The organism is Cedecea colo (genome assembly GCF_011808225.1).
Taxonomy (GTDB): Bacteria; Pseudomonadota; Gammaproteobacteria; order Enterobacterales; family Enterobacteriaceae; genus Dryocola; species Dryocola colo.
This window is the reverse complement of the sequence record NZ_SOYS01000002.1, coordinates 593,011-609,418: the sequence shown is the minus strand read 5'-3', so window position 1 is coordinate 609,418 and position 16,408 is coordinate 593,011. Positions and strand designations below refer to the sequence as shown.

The following is a 16,408-nucleotide window of genomic DNA, read 5'->3' as shown; positions in this document are numbered from 1 at the left end:
AGGAGGAAAAGTGCAAAGAGCACGGTGTTATCTATTAGGTGAAAGCGCGGTGGTTCTGGAACTGGAGCCGCCGATATCCCTTGAAAGCCAGCAACGTATCTGGGGGCTGACCCGCAGGCTGGAAGAAGCCGATGCGGTACGGGAAGCGATCCCGGGCATGAATAACATTACGATCGTGCTGCGCGAGCCGCAGAGTCTGGCGCTGGACGGCATCGAAAGGATCCAGCGCTGGTGGGAAGAAAGTGAAGCGATGATCCCTGACTCACGTCGCATTGAGATCCCGGTGATCTACGGCGGCGACGTTGGGCCGGATCTTAGCGTGGTTGCGGAACATAGCGGCCTGACGCCCCGTCAGGTGGTGGAGCAGCATTCCTGCGCCGAATACGTGGTTTATTTCCTCGGTTTTCAGCCGGGATTTGCTTACCTTGGCGGGCTTGCAGCGTCGTTACAAACGCCGCGTCGTGCAGAGCCTCGTTTGCTGGTGCCTGCCGGATCCGTGGGGATTGGCGGCAGCCAGACGGGAATCTATCCTCTTGCGACGCCCGGCGGCTGGCAGATTATCGGCCAGACATCCGTAAAACTGTTTAATCCCGCGGTTGAACCGCCAGCGTTGTTAGCGCCGGGCGATACCGTGCGCTTTGTGCCTCAGAAGGAGGGCGTGTGCTGAAGATTATTCGTGCCGGAATGCACACTTCTGTGCAGGATAATGGGCGTTATGGTTATCGCCAGCTGGGCGTCAGCCGCTGCGGCGCGCTGGATGGTCCAGCTTTGCGCATCGCTAATTTACTGGTGGGAAATGACCCCGAAAGCGCCGCGTTAGAAATTACGCTTGGTCAGTGCGTGATTGAGTTTTCGCAGGATGGCTGGTTTGCTTTAACCGGCGCGGGCTGTCATGCGGAGCTGGACGGGCATGCTGTCTGGACAGGGTGGCGGTTGCCGGTGAAAGCCGGGCAACAGCTCCGGCTTAAATCTCCGCAAAGAGGCATGCGCAGCTATGTCGCCGTTGCGGGCGGGCTGGATATTCCTTTGTTGATGGGGTCAGCAAGCACCGATTTAAAAGCGCAGGTCGGCGGATTTTCCGGGCGTCTGTTACAGGACGGCGATACGATTCCGCTTCTGCCGGCAAAACGCCTTTTCCGCGAGGCGCGCGGCGTAAAGCAGCTGCTGTGGGGCAACCGCATTCGTGCGCTGCCGGGCCCTGAATACCACGAATTTAGCCGTTCCGCGCAGGAAAACTTCTGGCGCCTGCCCTGGCAGCTCAGCCCGCAGAGTAACCGCATGGGTTACCGTTTCCAGGGGCAGCGTTTAGAACGAAATACCGATCGCGAGTTGTTATCCCATGGCTTATTGCCTGGCGTCGTGCAGGTGCCGCATAACGGACAGCCAATCGTCCTGATGAACGATGCGCAGACAACCGGCGGTTATCCGCGAATCGCCTGCGTGATTGAAGCGGATATGTATCACCTGGCGCAGCTGCGTCTGGGTGAGCCTGTCCACTTTGTGCAATGCACGCTGGAAGAAGCGCTTAAAGCTCGCCACGATCGGCAGGTCTACCTTGAGCAACTGGCGTGGCGGCTTAATGATGGCGATTGATTTAACCCAGGGGTTATGATGCCTGAAGGACCGGAAATTAGACGCGCGGCGGACGCGCTTGAAGCCGCCGTTTTAGATAAGCCTCTAACCGATGTCTGGTTTGCTTTTCCTGAATTAAAAACCTTTGAACAGGCGTTGATTGGACAAAAAGTTGAGCGAATAGAAACGCGGGGGAAAGCGTTGCTGACGCGTTTCTCTAACGGCACTACGTTGTACAGCCACAACCAGCTTTATGGCGTGTGGCGCGTGGTGAATTCAGGAGACATACCGCAAACCACGCGCGTGCTGCGGGTAAAATTGCAGACGGCGGACAAAGCTATTTTGCTCTACAGCGCCTCCGACATTGCCATGTTCGACGATGAACAACTGCTGAAGCATCCTTTTTTGCTGCGTGTCGGGCCGGACGTGCTGGATTTAACGCTGACGGCGCAGCAGGTGAAAGAGCGTCTCTTGTCGGCGAGATTTCGTAAGCGACAGTTCAGCGGCCTGCTGTTGGATCAGGCTTTTCTTGCAGGTTTAGGTAACTATCTGCGGGTTGAGATCCTCTGGCACGCTGGGCTTGCTCCGCAGCATAAAGCGCAGGATCTTACCGACGTTCAGCTCGACAGGCTTGCAAACGCGCTGCTGGATATCCCACGGCTTTCGTACAATACGCGTGGCAGCGTGGATGAAAATAAACATCACGGCGCTATTTTTAGCTTTAAAGTGTTTCATCAGGCAGGGAAGAAATGCGCGCGTTGCGGCGGCGTGATAGAAAAAACGATGCTTTCTTCACGGCCTTTTTACTGGTGTCCGCATTGTCAGCTTTAAATCTGGCGGATGACGCTGACGCTTATTCGCCCTACGTTCGCCTGAACAATCGTAGGGCGGATAAGCAATGCGCCATCCGCCAGTCAGAGCTTATTTTTGCAAATCAGATTTGAAGTCACGCTGCTCGTAGCCGGTGTACAGCTGGCGTGGACGGGCAATTTTGATGCCGTCGTCGTGCATTTCGTTCCAGTGCGCAATCCAGCCCACGGTACGCGCCATCGCGAAGATAACGGTAAACATGGAAGAAGGGATGCCCATCGCTTTCAGGATGATGCCGGAGTAGAAGTCCACGTTCGGGTAGAGTTTCTTCTCGATGAAGTACGGGTCGTTCAGCGCGATATGTTCAAGCTCCATCGCCACTTCCAGCAGGCTGTTATCTTTCAGATTCAGTTCTTTAAGCACTTCATGGCAGGTTTCACGCATTACGGTGGCGCGCGGGTCGTAATTTTTGTACACGCGGTGGCCAAAGCCCATCAGGCGGAAAGAATCATTTTTATCTTTCGCGCGACGGATGAATTCCGGAATGTGTTCAACGCTGTTGATTTCTTCGAGCATTTTCAGCGCGGCTTCGTTAGCACCGCCGTGCGCAGGCCCCCACAGGGAAGCGATACCAGCAGCGATACAGGCAAATGGGTTTGCGCCAGAAGAGCCTGCGGTACGCACGGTTGAGGTGGAAGCGTTTTGCTCGTGGTCAGCGTGCAGGATCAGAATTCTGTCCATTGCGCGTTCCAGAATTGGGTTAACTTCGTATTTCTCGCACGGCGTGGAGAACATCATGTTCAGGAAGTTACCGGCATAGGACAGATCGTTACGCGGATAGACGAACGGCTGACCAATAGAATATTTGTAACACATCGCGGCAACGGTCGGCATTTTGGACAGCAGACGGAAGGCGGCGATATCGCGGTGACGCGGGTTATTCACATCCAGAGAATCGTGATAGAACGCGGCCAGCGCGCCGGTCACGCCGCACAGAACGGCCATTGGATGTGAGTCACGACGGAAACCGTGGAACAGACGGGTGATCTGCTCGTGGATCATGGTGTGGCGGGTGACGGTAGTCTGGAATTCGTCAAACTCTTCCTGGTTCGGCTTTTCGCCGTACAGCAGGATGTAACATACTTCGAGATAGCTGGAGTGGGTTGCCAGTTGATCAATCGGGAAACCACGGTGCAGCAGAACACCTTCGTCACCGTCGATAAAGGTGATTTTTGATTCGCATGATGCGGTGGAGGTGAAACCCGGATCAAAAGTAAACATACCTTTAGAACCAAGACTACGGATATCAATTACATCCTGACCGAGCGTGCCTTTTAGCACATCCAGTTCGATAGCATCATCACCATTGTAGGTGAGGGTTGCTTTTTTATCAGCCATTTACGGTCTCCTTAGCGCCTTATTTCATAAGACTGCGGGCGCCCGATTTGCATTCGAACCCGCCGTGTTCATTACCAGTTTGTTATTTGGCTCGCAGCTCTGTTTCGAAAGGGATACAGCAGGGTACAGAGCGATGGGCGCTTGCAGGTAACGTAGCCACGCAGGCGAAAAATCAGCAAATCAGGGTGTTAGCAGTCCATATCATTCAAACCTGTGTACCACTAATAACTGTCCTGATTGACTGGGTCAAGGCCGATACACTGTTACATAACTTATTCTCAGGTGAAAGGCTGACCCCATAACTTTTACGAATTATACGGCTTTTCTGGCCTTGTTTGTAACAAGAATGTTTAACTTTTGTCAAATCAGATGATTAAATTTTAAAATAATGTTGTTATCGTGATCCTGCTCACTGTTTCGAGCAAAACCCTTCAAACTATATGTAGGTTAATTGTAATGATTTTGTGAAGCGCCTATACTGCCGCCAGGTCTCCGGAATACCTTGCCACCGGGCGCCACCCAGCGTTGTAGCCAGCTTTTTTGGCATCTGGACGTAGCTGTTTTTGCATGACGCACAGTTATAGAAAGTTCACGCTGTCTGACCCCGCCTGCAGATCCGGAGGAAGGAAACAATAAGAACAGCATGTGGGCGCTATTCATGATAAAAAATGCGAAGAAACAAAGACCTGTCAATCTGGATCTCTCAACGATCCAGTTTCCCGTGACTGCCATCGCTTCCATCCTCCATCGTGTATCCGGCGTGATCACCTTTGTGGCTGTCGGCATTCTGCTTTGGCTGTTGGGTCTGTCACTCTCCTCCCCGGAAGGTTTTCTCTCTGCCTCATCAATGATGAGCGGCTTCTTTGTTAAGTTCATTATGTGGGGCATTCTTACCGCACTTGCTTATCACGCCGTTGGCGGGATTCGCCACATGATGATGGATGTCGGTTATCTGGAAGAAACTTTTGCAGCGGGCAAACGATCCGCAAATATCTGCTTTGTTATTACTGTCGTGCTTTCAATTCTCGCAGGAGTCCTCGTATGGTAAGCAATGCCTCCGCATTAGGTCGCAATGGCGTGCATGACTTTTTGCTGGTTCGTGCCACCGCCATCGTACTCACCCTGTACATCATCTATATGATCGGTTTTTTCGCCGTCACCGGTGATTTAACCTACGAGGTCTGGCGTGGATTCTTCGCCTCCGCCTTCACCAAAGTGTTCACCCTGCTGGCTCTGTTTTCGATTTTAATCCATGCCTGGATTGGCATGTGGCAGGTGTTGACCGACTACGTTAAACCGGTAGCGATTCGCCTTGGGTTACAGCTTCTTATCGTTGTGGCTCTGCTGGTTTACGTCATTTATGGATTTGTTGTGGTGTGGGGTGTGTAATGAATTTACCAGTCAGAGAGTTTGATGCAGTCGTCATCGGTGCCGGTGGCGCAGGTATGCGCGCCGCGCTGCAAATTTCCCAGTCAGGCCAGACTTGTGCCTTACTGTCTAAAGTCTTTCCAACCCGTTCCCATACCGTGTCTGCGCAGGGCGGTATCACCGTAGCGCTTGGTAATACCCACGAAGACAACTGGGAATGGCATATGTATGACACGGTAAAAGGTTCCGACTATATCGGTGACCAGGACGCCATTGAATATATGTGTAAAACCGGCCCGGAAGCGATTCTGGAGTTGGAACATATGGGTCTGCCGTTCTCCCGTCTTGATGATGGAAAAATTTATCAGCGTCCGTTTGGCGGCCAGTCGAAAAACTTCGGCGGCGAACAGGCGGCGCGTACCGCAGCGGCGGCCGACCGTACAGGCCATGCTCTTCTGCATACGCTTTATCAGCAGAACCTGAAAAACAAAACGACGATTTTTTCCGAATGGTATGCATTAGACCTGGTGAAAAACGACGATGGCGCAGTAGTAGGTTGTACCGCGCTGTGCATCGAAACCGGGGAAGTTGTTTACTTTAAGGCGAAAGCAACCGTGCTGGCGACCGGCGGCGCGGGCCGTATTTATCAGTCCACGACTAACGCCCACATCAACACCGGCGACGGCGTTGGCATGGCGCTGCGCGCAGGCGTTCCGGTACAGGATATGGAAATGTGGCAGTTCCACCCAACCGGTATCGCCGGTGCGGGGGTTCTGGTCACCGAAGGGTGCCGCGGCGAAGGCGGTTACCTGCTGAACAAACACGGCGAACGCTTTATGGAGCGTTATGCGCCGAATGCGAAGGATCTTGCGGGTCGTGACGTGGTGGCGCGTTCCATCATGATCGAAATCCGCGAAGGTCGCGGCTGCGAGGGTCCGTGGGGCCCGCACGCAAAACTGAAGCTCGATCATCTGGGTAAAGAAGTGCTCGAATCCCGTCTGCCGGGTATTCTGGAGCTCTCCCGCACCTTCGCACACGTTGACCCTATCAAAGAGCCAATTCCGGTTATCCCAACCTGCCACTATATGATGGGCGGTATTCCGACCAGAGTTACCGGCCAGGCGCTGACGGTAAATGAGCAGGGCGAAGACGTAGTGATTCCGGGCCTGTTCGCCGTTGGCGAAATCGCCTGTGTATCGGTACACGGCGCTAACCGTCTTGGCGGTAACTCGCTGCTGGATCTGGTCGTCTTTGGTCGCGCGGCCGGCCTGCATCTGCTGGAGTCTATCACCGAGCAGGGTGAACTGCGCGATGCCAGCGAAGAACAGATTAATGCTGCGCTGGAACGCCTGAATCGCTGGAACGGTAACCGCGACGGTGAAGATCCGGTGCAAATTCGCAAAGATTTACAGGAATGCATGCAGCATAACTTCTCGGTATTCCGCGAAGGAGACGCGATGGCCAAAGGGCTTGAGCAACTGAAAGTTATCCGCGAGCGCCTGAAGAACGCCCGTCTTGATGATACCTCCAGCGAGTTCAATACCCAGCGTGTGGAGTGTCTGGAGCTGGATAACCTGATGGAAACCGCTTTTGCTACCGCTGTTTCTGCTAACTTCCGCACTGAAAGCCGTGGGGCGCATAGCCGCTTCGACTACCCGGACCGCGACGATGCGAACTGGCTGTGCCACAGCCTGTATCTGCCAGACTCAGAAAGCATGACCCGCCGCGAGGTGAACATGCAGCCGAAACTGCGTCCGGCATTCCCACCGAAAGTGCGTACTTACTAATAGCGGAGCAAAGTGATGAAACTCGAATTCTCTATTTATCGCTACAACCCGGACGTTGACGATGCTCCGCGTATGCAGGAGTACACCCTGGAAGGAGAAGAAGGGCGCGACATGATGTTGCTTGACGCGCTTATTCAACTGAAAGAAAAAGATCCGACGCTGGCTTTTCGCCGCTCGTGCCGTGAAGGGGTTTGTGGCTCCGACGGCGTGAACATGAATGGTAAAAACGGTCTGGCCTGTATCACGCCAATCTCCGCGCTGGGCAATGGAAAACAGAAGATTGTTATCCGTCCTCTGCCGGGTTTACCGGTTGTGCGGGATCTGGTGGTGGACATGGGGCAGTTCTATACTCAATATGAGAAGATTAAGCCTTACCTTTTGAATAATGGGCAAAATCCGCCGGCTCGTGAACATTTACAGTCGCCGGAGCAGCGTGAAAAACTGGATGGTCTGTACGAGTGCATTCTGTGCGCCTGCTGCTCGACCTCCTGCCCATCGTTCTGGTGGAACCCGGATAAGTTCATCGGCCCGGCAGGTTTACTGGCCGCCTATCGCTTCCTGATCGACAGTCGCGACACTGAGACGGCCAGTCGTCTGGATGGGATGAGCGACGCTTTCAGCGTATTCCGCTGCCATAGCATCATGAACTGCGTCAGTGTATGTCCTAAGGGGCTGAACCCGACGAAAGCCATCGGCCATATTAAGTCGATGCTGCTGCAAAGAAGCGCTTAATGTTATTCCCCCTCCCGCAGGGAGGGGGAATTGCAGGAAACCTTTAAAAACTGCCATGTAGACAGTTTTTAAAGGTTCCTTCGCGGGCCGTCTTACTACGGCAACAGGTCCGCTGAAAGTGAACCCTGGAATGTGTACCAGACGTGTACGCTATAGTTATCCACGGCGAATAAGCAGATAAATGCTTAAGGGATCACGATGCAGAACGGCGAAATGAAAGCCTGGCTGGATTCCTCTTACCTGGCGGGTGCGAACCAGTCCTGGATAGAGCAGCTCTATGAAGACTTCTTAACCGATCCTGACTCTGTTGATGCGCACTGGCGCTCAATGTTCCAGCAGTTACCCGGAACCGGAGCCAGACCCGATCAGTTCCATTCTAAAACACGTGATTATTTCCGTCGTCTGGCGAAGGATGCCTCACGTTACTCTACCGCGATTACCGACCCTGACACCGATGTTAAGCAAGTCAAAGTGCTGCAGCTTATCAACGCATGGCGCTTCCGTGGTCATCAGGCGGCTAATCTCGATCCGCTTGGCCTGTGGAAACAGGACGCGGTCACCGATCTCTCCCCGGCTTTCCACAACCTGACGGATGCCGATCTTCAGGAAACCTTTAACGTGGGTTCTTTTGCCAGCGGTAAAGAAACCATGAAGCTTGCCGATCTGATTGACGCCCTGAAACAAACCTACGGCGGCTCTATCGGCGCGGAATATATGCATATCACCAGCACGGAAGAGAAACGCTGGATCCAACAGCGTATCGAATCGGTGGTGGGACACTCTACTTTCACCAGTGAAGAGAAAAAACGCTTCCTGAGCGAGCTGACCGCCGCTGAAGGCCTGGAGCGTTATCTGGGGGCGAAGTTCCCGGGTGCGAAACGCTTCTCGCTGGAAGGTGGCGACGCGCTGGTGCCAATGCTCAAAGAGATGATCCGCCATGCGGGCAAGAGCGGCACCCGTGAAGTCGTACTGGGGATGGCACACCGTGGCCGTCTGAACGTACTGATTAACGTATTGGGTAAAAAACCGCAGGATCTGTTCGACGAGTTTGCGGGCAAGCATAAAGAACATCTCGGCACCGGCGATGTGAAGTACCATATGGGCTTCTCATCCGACGTTGAAACCGAAGGCGGCCTGGTTCACCTGGCGCTGGCGTTTAACCCGTCGCACCTGGAAATCGTAAGCCCGGTTGTTATCGGTTCTGTGCGCGCTCGTCTGGACCGTCTGGATAAACCAGGCAGCAACCAGGTTCTGCCGATCACTATCCACGGCGATGCCGCGGTCGCCGGCCAGGGCGTGGTTCAGGAAACCCTGAACATGTCCAAAGCTCGTGGTTACGAAGTAGGCGGTACCGTGCGTATCGTTATCAACAACCAGATTGGTTTCACCACCTCCAACCCGCTGGATGCGCGTTCCACGCCGTACTGTACCGATATCGGTAAGATGGTGATGGCGCCAATTTTCCACGTCAATGCGGATGACCCGGAAGCGGTAGCGTTCGTAACCCGTCTGGCATTAGATTTCCGTAACACGTTCAAACGTGACGTGTTTATCGATCTGGTCTGTTACCGTCGTCATGGTCATAACGAAGCTGATGAGCCAAGCGCAACCCAGCCCGTGATGTACCAGAAAATCAAGAAACACCCGACGCCGCGTAAGATTTATGCCGACCGTCTGGAGCAGGAAAAGCTGGCGACGCTTGAAGATGCTACCGAAATGGTGAATCTCTACCGCGACGCGCTGGATGCCGGTGAATGCGTAGTGAAAGAATACCGCCCAATGAACATGCATTCTTTCACCTGGTCGCCATACCTTAACCACGAGTGGGACGAAAGCTACCCGAACAAGGTTGAGATGAAGCGTCTGCAGGAGCTGGCCAAACGCATCAGCACCGCGCCAGAATCCGTAGAAATGCAGTCCCGCGTGGCGAAAATCTATAACGATCGTCAGGAAATGGCGAACGGTGCGAAGAAATTCGACTGGGGCGCTGCTGAAAATCTGGCTTACGCTACGCTGGTTGATGAAGGCATCTCCGTGCGCCTGTCCGGTGAAGATGCTGGTCGCGGTACGTTCTTCCACCGTCACGCCGTGATTCACAACCAGACTAACGGCTCCACTTACACGCCGCTTCAGCATGTACACAACAGTCAGGGCGAATTCAAAGTCTGGGATTCCGTGCTGTCTGAAGAAGCCGTGCTGGCTTTTGAATATGGTTACGCAACCGCAGAACCTCGCACTTTAACCATCTGGGAAGCCCAGTTTGGCGACTTTGCGAACGGCGCGCAGGTCGTTATCGACCAGTTTATCAGTTCCGGCGAGCAGAAATGGGGTCGTATGTGTGGCCTGGTGATGCTGCTGCCGCATGGTTATGAAGGCCAGGGGCCTGAGCATTCCTCTGCGCGCCTTGAGCGTTACCTCCAGCTTTGTGCTGAACAGAACATGCAGGTTTGCGTGCCGTCTACTCCGGCACAGGTTTACCACATGCTGCGTCGTCAGGCGCTGCGCGGTATGCGTCGTCCGCTGGTAGTAATGTCGCCGAAGTCCCTGCTGCGTCATCCGCTGGCGGTTTCGACGCTGGATGAACTGGCGAACGGCACCTTCCTGCCTGCGATTGGCGAAGTCGACGAGCTGGATCCTGCAGGCGTTAAACGCGTAGTACTGTGTTCCGGCAAGGTCTATTACGATCTGCTTGAACAGCGCCGTAAGCGCGATCAAAAAGATGTAGCGATTGTGCGCATTGAGCAGCTGTACCCGTTCCCGCACCAGGCGGTGCAGGAAGCGCTGAAGCCGTTTGCTCAGGTGCATGATTTTGTATGGTGTCAGGAAGAGCCGCTTAACCAGGGCGCCTGGTACTGCAGCCAGCACCACTTCCGCGAAGTGATTCCATTTGGATCTGCCCTGCGTTATGCAGGCCGTCCGGCCTCCGCCTCTCCGGCGGTAGGGTATATGTCCGTTCACCAGAAACAGCAGCAAGATCTGGTTAATGACGCGCTGAACGTCGATTAATTAAAGGATAAAAAATGAGTAGCGTAGATATTCTCGTTCCTGACCTGCCTGAGTCCGTTGCCGATGCGACCGTCGCCACCTGGCATAAAAAACCGGGTGATACCGTAACCCGTGACGAAGTGCTGGTAGAAATCGAAACTGACAAAGTGGTACTGGAAGTACCGGCGTCTGCAGATGGTGTCCTGGATGCTGTTCTGGAAGATGAAGGCACGACGGTTACCTCGCGCCAGATTCTGGGCCGCCTGCGTGAAGGCAACAGCTCCGGGAAAGAGACTTCTGCGAAAGCAGACAGCAAAGAGTCCACTCCGGCACAGCGCCAGCAGGCTTCGCTGGAAGAGCAAAATAACGACGCGCTTAGCCCGGCTATTCGCCGCCTGATCGCCGAGCATTCTCTTGACGCCAGCGCTATTAAAGGCAGCGGCGTTGGCGGCCGTATCACCCGTGAAGATATTGATAAGCATCTGACCCAGGCGAAAGCGGCCCAGCCGGCTAAAACGAAAGCGGCAGAAGAAACGAAAGCACCGGTTGCGCCATTAGCTGGCCGCAGTGAAAAACGCGTGCCGATGACCCGTCTGCGTAAACGCGTTGCCGAACGTCTGCTGGAAGCGAAAAACTCCACCGCCATGCTCACGACCTTTAACGAAGTGAACATGAAGCCAATCATGGAGCTGCGTAAGCAGTACGGTGAATCTTTCGAGAAGCGTCACGGCGTGCGTCTGGGCTTCATGTCCTTCTACATTAAAGCGGTTGTTGAAGCGCTGAAACGCTATCCGGAAGTGAACGCTTCTATCGACGGCGAAGATGTGGTTTACCACAACTACTTTGACGTCAGCATCGCGGTATCCACGCCTCGTGGTCTGGTCACGCCGGTGCTGCGCGATGTCGATACTATCGGCATGGCTGATATCGAAAAACGTATCAAAGAGCTGGCTGTGAAAGGCCGTGACGGCAAGCTGACCGTTGAAGATCTGACCGGCGGTAACTTCACCATTACCAACGGTGGCGTGTTTGGTTCCCTGATGTCTACCCCGATAATCAACCCGCCGCAGAGCGCGATCCTCGGTATGCACGCCATTAAAGACCGGCCAATGGCGGTCGACGGTAAAGTTGAGATCCTGCCGATGATGTACCTGGCGCTCTCATACGATCACCGTCTGATCGATGGCCGCGAGTCTGTGGGCTATCTGGTGGCGATTAAAGAGCTGCTTGAAGACCCAACCCGTCTGCTGCTGGACGTGTAGTAACCTCTGGCGGGTGGCGCTTTGCTTACCCGCCCTACAAATATTACCTGCCTGGTAGGTCGGATAAGCGAAGCGTCATCCGACGTGGATTGATGGCCTACCTGTATTTATGAAGGATGGATAGAACTCATGAACTTACACGAATATCAGGCGAAACAGTTGTTTGCTCGGTATGGCTTACCGGCCCCCGTTGGTTACGCCTGCACCACGCCGCGTGAAGCGGAAGAAGCTGCTTCTAAAATCGGCGCAGGTCCTTGGGTGGTGAAATGTCAGGTTCATGCCGGTGGCCGCGGTAAAGCGGGCGGCGTGAAAGTGGTTAACAGCAAAGAAGACATTCGTGCCTTTGCTGAGCACTGGCTTGGCAAACGCCTGGTGACCTATCAAACTGACGCTGGCGGCCAGCCGGTTCATCAGATCCTGGTGGAAGCTGCTACCGACATCGATAAAGAGCTGTATCTTGGCGCGGTTGTAGACCGTAGCTCGCGTCGCGTGGTGTTTATGGCTTCCACCGAAGGCGGCGTGGAAATCGAGAAAGTAGCGGAAGAAACCCCGCACCTGATCCACAAAGTTGCGCTGGATCCGCTGGCAGGGCCAATGCCTTACCAGGGACGTGAGCTGGCGTTCAAACTGGGTCTGGAAGGTAAACAGGTTCAGCAGTTCACCAAAATCTTTATGGGCCTGGCGAATATTTTCCTCGAACGCGACCTGGCGCTTATCGAAATTAACCCGCTGGTTATCACGAAGCAGGGCGATTTGGTATGCCTCGATGGCAAACTGGGCGCCGATGGCAACGCATTGTTCCGCCAGCCGGAGCTGCGTGAAATGCGTGACCCAAGCCAGGAAGATGCCCGTGAATCTCAGGCCGCGCAGTGGGAGCTGAACTACGTTGCGCTGGATGGCAACATCGGCTGTATGGTTAACGGTGCGGGCCTGGCAATGGGCACCATGGACATCGTTAAGCTGCACGGCGGCGAACCGGCTAACTTCCTGGACGTGGGCGGCGGCGCAACCAAAGAGCGCGTTACCGAAGCTTTCAAAATCATTCTGTCTGACGACAAAGTGAAAGCCGTTCTGGTGAATATCTTCGGCGGGATCGTGCGTTGCGACCTGATCGCAGACGGTATTATCGGCGCGGTTGAAGAAGTAGGCGTGAACGTTCCGGTCGTGGTTCGTCTGGAAGGGAACAATGCCGATCTGGGCGCGAAGAAACTGGCTGACAGCGGCCTGAACATCATTGCAGCGAAAAGTCTGACGGATGCAGCACAGCAGGTTGTTGCTGCCGTGGAGGGAAAATAATGTCCATTTTAATCGATAAAAACACCAAGGTAATTTGCCAGGGTTTCACCGGCAGCCAGGGGACTTTCCACTCCGAGCAGGCGATTGCATACGGTACACAAATGGTTGGCGGCGTAACGCCTGGTAAAGGCGGCACCGAGCACCTCGGCCTGCCGGTCTTTAACACCGTACTTGAGGCAGTAGAAGCAACGGGTGCGACCGCGTCTGTTATCTATGTGCCAGCTCCGTTCTGCAAAGATTCCATTCTGGAAGCTATCGACGCCGGTATTAAGCTGATCATCACTATCACCGAAGGCATCCCGACCCTGGATATGCTGACGGTAAAAGTTGCGCTTGATGAAGCTGGCGTGCGTATGATCGGACCAAACTGTCCGGGCGTTATCACCCCGGGCGAGTGCAAAATCGGTATCATGCCGGGTCATATTCACCTGCCGGGCAAAGTGGGCATCGTTTCCCGCTCCGGTACGCTGACCTATGAAGCGGTTAAGCAGACTACCGATACCGGCCTGGGCCAGTCCACCTGCGTGGGCATCGGCGGCGACCCGATTCCCGGCTCCAACTTCATCGATATCCTGAAGATGTTCCAGGAAGACCCGAAAACTGAAGCCATCGTCATGATCGGTGAGATCGGCGGCAGCGCGGAAGAAGAAGCCGCCGCATACATCAAAGACCATGTAACCAAGCCAGTCGTGGGTTACATCGCCGGTGTAACTGCGCCTAAAGGCAAGCGTATGGGGCACGCGGGCGCCATCATCGCCGGTGGTAAAGGCACGGCGGATGAGAAATTCGCAGCGCTGGAAGCCGCAGGCGTGAAAACCGTTCGCAGCCTCGCTGACATTGGCGAGACTCTGAAGGCGATTCTGCCGCAGTAAGCGTTTCACCGCTCTGGCGGGGAAGACGTAGAACTAATAATAAACGTTCGACATGGTTGGCCACCCTTTGGGTGGCCTTTTTTTGGCCGGCATTTTGTTTACTTTTTACTATTCACCTTCTGAAATCTTTAATATTCACTATTTGTTAATTTACTCGTCATTAAAAGTTAATTAATTGTATGAATTACGCCGGGGAGTGCCGATTTTTAATATATTGGCGTTAATATAAAGGGCCATAGCGAAAATGAATGTTCTACTGCCAGCGGTTTAAATCGCAGATATTTATTTACGGGTGTTGTTCCGGAGGTAATCAGGCCTTACGTTTAAAAAAAAACACTTTATTAACAATATGTTTACCATTCCTTCTTAAATGAAACCTGATTAACAAAAGCAACAATACATGCGCTAGATCAATATCTGAGGCTAGATTAATAGCTCGAAAAAGGGGAAAATTGCTACAGATCAATCCGGAGCTGTAGTAATATTTTTGCTATAAATTGATCGCCGTCGAGAAACGTAAAAAAGGCTAAGTAAATACCTGTTTATTGTAAGGGTATTGCGGGGTAATATATTTGCGGATTCTATTAGTGCATTAATTAACGTATTTGTAACCTTTCCTCTTTTGTTGTCACATTAAAAAAATGAACGGCAGAAGGGCGTCCGGAAGCGAATTTTTTTGTATTAGGGTATGCATTGTGGGGCGCTAAATTTGCAAACCACGGGCGAAGTCTTCATGCGAAGAGCAAGGAGTCAAGATGTTTGATATTGTCGAGCTGTCGCGCTTACAGTTTGCCTTGACCGCGATGTACCACTTCCTGTTTGTGCCACTGACGCTAGGTATGGCGTTCCTGCTGGCCATCATGGAAACGGTTTACGTGATGTCGGGTAAACAAATTTATAAAGATATGACCAAATTCTGGGGCAAGTTGTTTGGTATCAACTTCGCTCTGGGCGTCGCCACCGGTTTAACCATGGAGTTCCAGTTCGGAACCAACTGGTCTTACTACTCACACTACGTCGGTGACATTTTTGGTGCGCCACTGGCCATTGAAGGTCTGATGGCATTCTTCCTCGAGTCCACCTTCGTTGGCCTGTTCTTCTTCGGTTGGGATCGCCTCACTAAAGTGCAGCACATGGCGGTAACCTGGCTGGTAGCGCTTGGCTCCAACCTTTCCGCGCTGTGGATTCTGGTTGCCAACGGTTGGATGCAAAACCCAATCGCTTCGGACTTCAACTTCGAAACCATGCGTATGGAGATGGTCAGTTTCTCCGAGCTGGTACTGAACCCTGTAGCCCAGGTTAAATTCGTTCACACCGTGGCTTCCGGCTACGTTTGTGGCGCGATGTTCATCCTTGGTATCAGTTCTTACTACATGTTAAAAGGCCGCGACTTCGCGTTTGCGAAGCGCTCTTTTGCCATTGCAGCAAGCTTCGGTATGGCAGCAATCCTGTCCGTTATTGTGCTGGGTGATGAATCCGGTTACGAAATGGGCGACGTGCAGAAAACCAAACTGGCCGCTATCGAAGCCGAGTGGGAAACGCAACCGGCTCCGGCAGCCTTTACGCTGTTTGGTGTTCCAGACCAGGAAAGCCAGGAAAACCGCTTCGCGATTCAGATCCCTTACGCGCTGGGCATCATCGCTACACGCTCTGTTGATAAACCCGTTACCGGCCTGAAAGAGCTGATGATTCAACACGAAGAGCGTATCCGTAACGGCATGAAGGCTTACAGCCTGCTTGAAGAGCTGCGTGCCGGGTCAACTGACCCGACCCTGCGTGAAAACTTCAATAACGTTAAGAAAGACCTTGGTTACGGTCTGTTGCTGAAACGCTATACCCCGAACGTTACCGATGCGACGGAAGAGCAGATTCAGAAAGCGACAAAAGACTCTATCCCACGCGTTGCGCCGCTGTATTTCGCGTTCCGTATCATGGTGGGATGTGGCTTCCTGATGCTGTTTATTATCGCTGCGTCGTTCTGGACCGTCACGCGTAACGCTATCGGCTCGAAAAAATGGCTGCTGCGTGCGGCGCTGTACGGCATCCCGTTGCCGTGGATCGCGATTGAATCCGGCTGGTTTGTTGCTGAATACGGCCGTCAGCCCTGGGCGATTGGTGAGGTACTGCCAACCGCGGTCGCCAACTCATCTCTGACCGTGGGCGACCTGCTCTTCTCCATGATACTGATTTGCGGTCTGTACACGCTGTTTATGGTGGCGGAGCTGTTCCTGATGTTCAAATTTGTTCGCCTCGGGCCGAGCAGTCTGAAAACAGGTCGCTACCACTACGAGCAGTCCACCGTATCTTCTCAGCCGGCACGCTAAGT

14 protein-coding genes are annotated in these 16,408 nt (G+C 53.6%); 12 read left to right on the top strand and 2 right to left on the bottom strand.

The features are described 5' to 3' along the window. The first annotated feature begins 10 nt into the window (after window positions 1–10). The 3 genes from pxpB to nei are packed head-to-tail and all read left to right on the top strand — an operon-like array spanning window position 11 to window position 2,403. Window positions 11–667 (top strand): 5-oxoprolinase subunit PxpB, encoded by a 657-nt coding sequence (gene pxpB / locus E2L00_RS07400; RefSeq protein WP_167609128.1) that lies wholly within the window; start codon window positions 11–13, stop codon window positions 665–667. Further along, entirely contained in the window at window positions 661–1,593 is a 933-nt protein-coding gene (gene pxpC / locus E2L00_RS07395; protein WP_167609125.1) for a 5-oxoprolinase subunit PxpC, read from the top strand. The genes pxpB and pxpC overlap by 7 nt, the downstream gene beginning before the upstream one ends. Before the next feature lie 18 nt (window positions 1,594–1,611). Then, window positions 1,612–2,403, top strand: coding sequence for an endonuclease VIII (gene nei, locus E2L00_RS07390; RefSeq protein WP_167609675.1), 792 nt, complete (start codon window positions 1,612–1,614; stop codon window positions 2,401–2,403). Window positions 2,404–2,493: 90 nt separating this feature from the next. Here the strand turns inward: nei and E2L00_RS07385 are convergent, their stop codons facing one another. Both E2L00_RS07385 and E2L00_RS21940 read right to left on the bottom strand, forming a co-directional pair. Next, entirely contained in the window at window positions 2,494–3,780 is a 1,287-nt protein-coding gene (locus tag E2L00_RS07385; protein ID WP_167609122.1) for a citrate synthase, read from the bottom strand. Window positions 3,781–3,985: 205 nt separating this feature from the next. Continuing rightward, complete coding sequence (locus tag E2L00_RS21940) at window positions 3,986–4,144, bottom strand: hypothetical protein (RefSeq protein ID WP_420808833.1); 159 nt, start codon at window positions 4,142–4,144, stop codon at window positions 3,986–3,988. Between the two features lie 279 nt (window positions 4,145–4,423). On the opposite strand from E2L00_RS21940, the gene sdhC reads away from it, so the two are divergent. The 9 genes from sdhC (at window position 4,424) to cydA (ending at window position 16,406) form a co-directional block, all read left to right on the top strand. After that, window positions 4,424–4,828: a succinate dehydrogenase cytochrome b556 subunit gene (gene sdhC, locus E2L00_RS07380; RefSeq protein ID WP_167609119.1), complete on the top strand. Its 405-nt coding sequence runs from the start codon at window positions 4,424–4,426 to the stop codon at window positions 4,826–4,828. Next, window positions 4,822–5,169 carry a succinate dehydrogenase membrane anchor subunit gene (sdhD, locus tag E2L00_RS07375; RefSeq protein WP_167609116.1) on the top strand — a complete coding sequence of 116 codons (348 nt, stop codon included), beginning with the start codon at window positions 4,822–4,824 and terminating at the stop codon, window positions 5,167–5,169. Before sdhC ends, sdhD begins: the two co-directional genes overlap by 7 nt. Further along, window positions 5,169–6,935 (top strand): succinate dehydrogenase flavoprotein subunit, encoded by a 1,767-nt coding sequence (gene sdhA, locus E2L00_RS07370; protein ID WP_167609112.1) that lies wholly within the window; start codon window positions 5,169–5,171, stop codon window positions 6,933–6,935. The genes sdhD and sdhA overlap by 1 nt, the downstream gene beginning before the upstream one ends. Window positions 6,936–6,950: 15 nt before the next feature. Then, the gene (locus E2L00_RS07365) at window positions 6,951–7,667 is read left to right on the top strand and encodes a succinate dehydrogenase iron-sulfur subunit (RefSeq protein ID WP_167609110.1); all 717 of its coding nucleotides are present in this window, start codon (window positions 6,951–6,953) and stop codon (window positions 7,665–7,667) included. 198 nt (window positions 7,668–7,865) lie between these two features. Next, on the top strand, window positions 7,866–10,673 hold the full coding sequence (gene sucA / locus E2L00_RS07360) for a 2-oxoglutarate dehydrogenase E1 component (protein ID WP_167609107.1): 2,808 nt from the start codon (window positions 7,866–7,868) through the stop codon (window positions 10,671–10,673). A 14-nt stretch (window positions 10,674–10,687) separates the two neighbouring features. Next, window positions 10,688–11,914, top strand: a complete 1,227-nt coding sequence (gene odhB / locus E2L00_RS07355; RefSeq protein WP_167609104.1) for a 2-oxoglutarate dehydrogenase complex dihydrolipoyllysine-residue succinyltransferase — start codon at window positions 10,688–10,690, stop codon at window positions 11,912–11,914. A 129-nt stretch (window positions 11,915–12,043) separates the two neighbouring features. Continuing rightward, window positions 12,044–13,210: an ADP-forming succinate--CoA ligase subunit beta gene (gene sucC, locus E2L00_RS07350; protein WP_167609100.1), complete on the top strand. Its 1,167-nt coding sequence runs from the start codon at window positions 12,044–12,046 to the stop codon at window positions 13,208–13,210. Continuing rightward, window positions 13,210–14,082 carry a succinate--CoA ligase subunit alpha gene (gene sucD / locus E2L00_RS07345; RefSeq protein ID WP_167609097.1) on the top strand — a complete coding sequence of 291 codons (873 nt, stop codon included), beginning with the start codon at window positions 13,210–13,212 and terminating at the stop codon, window positions 14,080–14,082. Before sucC ends, sucD begins: the two co-directional genes overlap by 1 nt. Window positions 14,083–14,837: 755 nt before the next feature. Continuing rightward, a complete protein-coding gene (cydA, locus tag E2L00_RS07340; RefSeq protein WP_167609094.1) occupies window positions 14,838–16,406 on the top strand; it encodes a cytochrome ubiquinol oxidase subunit I in 1,569 nt (522 codons plus the stop codon). Window positions 16,407–16,408 lie beyond the last annotated feature (2 nt).